The sequence below is a fragment of the Xanthomonas sp. SHU 199 genome (assembly GCF_000364665.1).
Lineage (GTDB): Bacteria > Pseudomonadota > Gammaproteobacteria > Xanthomonadales > Xanthomonadaceae > Xanthomonas_A > Xanthomonas_A sontii.
Window position 1 is genome coordinate 1 of record NZ_AQOI01000084.1, and the last position, 2,516, is coordinate 2,516.

Genomic DNA, 2,516 nt, shown 5'->3' on the forward strand with positions numbered 1-2,516 from the left:
TGGCGCGCTGCCCGGTCTGGCGCCGGCCTCGGTGCCGCTGCGGGCGGCGCCGCTGGCGCGCACCCGCAGCGGCCGCATCCGTGGCGTGCGTGAGCAGGGCGTGTGCGTGTTCAAGGGCATTCCCTACGGCGCCGACACCGCGCCGCGACGCTTCCAGCCGGCGCTGCAGGAACGGCCCTGGCACGGCGTGCGCGACTGCAGCACTTACGGCGCATCGGCGCCGCAGCGCGGGTCCGAGCCGGTCAGCGAGGACTGCCTGTTCCTCAACGTCTGGACCCCGGGCCTGCGCGACGGTGCGAAGCGTCCGATCCTGTTCTACATCCACGGCGGCGCCTACAACAACGGCTCCGGCAGCGACCCGCTGTACGACGGCGTGCGCCTGTGCCAGCGCGGCGACGTGGTGGTGGTCAGCGTCAATCATCGCCTCAACGCCTTCGGCTATCTGTACCTGGCGCCGTTCGGAGGTGAGGCCTATGCCGCCTCCGGCAACGTCGGCCAGCTCGACCTGGTGCAGGCGCTGCAGTGGGTGCGCGCGCACGCGGCCGAGTTCGGCGGCGATGCCGGCAACGTCACCGTGTTCGGCCAGTCCGGCGGCGGCGCCAAGATCGCCACGCTGATGGCGATGCCGGCCGCGCAGGGCCTGTTCCACCGCGCCTGGACCATGAGCGGGCAACAGGTCACCGCCGCCGGGCCACGTGCCGCCGGCCAGCGCGCGCAGTTGCTGCTGCAAGCCCTGCAGCTGGAGCCAGCGCAACTGGACGCGCTGCGCTCGCTGCCACTGCAGCGCGTGCTCGAGGCCACCCGCATCCGCGATCCATCGCGCGCGGAGGACACCGCGCTGTACCTGGGCCCGGTGCTGGATGCGCAAGTGCTGCACCGGCATCCGTTCTGGCCGGACGCGCCGCCGCAGTCGGCGCGCATCCCGATGGTGATCGGCAACACCCATGACGAGACCCGCGCCTTCCTCGGCCACGATCCGGCCAACTTCGCGCTGACCTGGGACGCGCTGCCGGCCAAGCTGGCGCAGGAGCAGTACGTGGACCTGTCGCCGCAGGTGGTGATCGCCGAGTACCGGCGGCTGTATCCGCACTACACGCCGAGCGAGGTGTTCTTCGCCGCCACCACCGCCGGCCGCTCCTGGCGTGGCGCGGTCGAGGAAGCCGAGGCGCGCGCGCGGCAGGGCGCGCCGACCTGGGTCTACCAACTGGACTGGGGTTCGCCACTGGACGGCGGCAAGTTCGGCGCCTTCCACACCCTGGACATCCCGCTGGTGTTCGACAACATCCGCCAGCCCGGATCGCGCACCGGCGATGGCGCCGGCGCGCAGCGCATGGCCGATGCGATGAGCGCAGCGCTGCTGGCCTTCGCCCGCCACGGCGATCCCAACCACGCCGGCCTGCCGCGCTGGGAACCGTACTCGCTGGCCCAGCGCGAAACCCTGCTGTTCGACACCGACAGCCGCCTGGCGCACGACCCGCGCGGCGGCGAGCGCCGGCTCTACGCGCAGGTGCCGTTCGTGCAGCGGGGGACGTTCTGAGGCGGTGCCACGATCGCCGCGCGCGACGCGCGTGGCCGTGACGAAACACCCGTGCGCGCCTGTCGAAAGCAGAGGCGCGCTTGCCAGGTCGGTGGGTGTGCTGCGTCGGGACTGAAGTCCCTCCCACAGTGGCGGCGGCTGCGGCGGCGTCGGTCGCGAGGGCTGGTGCGCCGGATCACCGCGCTACCAACCGGTGTCCTCGGCCAGCACCACGCGGTTGCGGACGGCGCGCGCGGAATCCAGCAATGCCTCGGCCCGTTGCATCAGCGTGGCCGGCGTGTCCTCGGGCGTGGCCAGCAGCGCACCGACGCTGACCGTCAACGGCTGTGCATCCGCCGCATCCTGCGCGATTGCCATCACCTCGACCATGTCGCGCAGCGCCGGCGCCACCTGGCGCAGGTGCGCGCCGCTGGCGTCGTACAGCACCAGGGCGAAGCGGTCGGCACCGATGCGCATGGCCACATCGAGCGGCCGCAGCAGACATTGCATGGCCTCGGCCACCTCCAGCACCGCGCGGTCGGCGGCCCCGGCGCCGCTGCGCTGGTTCAGTGCGGCGAAGCCGTCGAGTTCGACCAGGATCAGCGCCAGCCCGCGCTGCAGGCGCCCGCGCTCGGCCAGCGCCACCGCCAGGTGTTCGTCGAAGCGGCGGCGGTCGCCCAGGCCGGTGAGCGCGTCGCGCAAGGCCTCGTCGTCGCGCACCCGCCGCTGCAGGAAGCCTTCGCGGCGCGAGTGTTCGCGCAGGTAGCCGCCGGCCGCACCGACCGGCACCGCGGTCCACAGCAGCCACTGCAGGCGCAGGTAGGCATCGTGCGCTGCTCCGTCCAACAGCAGGTGGCCGGCCACGGCGCTGATCGCGCACAGCAGCAGCGCCACCGCCACGCTCTGCCACAACGCCATGCCCAACGGGAAGAAGCCGGCCACGATCACCAGGGTCATCACCGCCGCCGCATAGCGCAGTTCCTGCGGCGGGTAGCCGATG

Annotated in this window: 2 protein-coding genes; one reads left to right on the top strand and one right to left on the bottom strand. The window is 72.8% G+C overall.

Annotated features, from left to right (window positions below):
* Positions 1-7: 7 nt before the first annotated feature.
* Positions 8-1,537, top strand: a complete 1,530-nt coding sequence (locus D183_RS0104195) for a carboxylesterase/lipase family protein (protein WP_232757207.1) — start codon at positions 8-10, stop codon at positions 1,535-1,537.
* Positions 1,538-1,720: 183 nt separating this feature from the next.
* On the opposite strand, the gene D183_RS0104200 is transcribed toward D183_RS0104195, so the two are convergent.
* A partial coding sequence (locus D183_RS0104200; RefSeq protein WP_017907892.1) for a GGDEF domain-containing protein occupies positions 1,721-2,516 on the bottom strand: 796 nt, incomplete at its 5' end.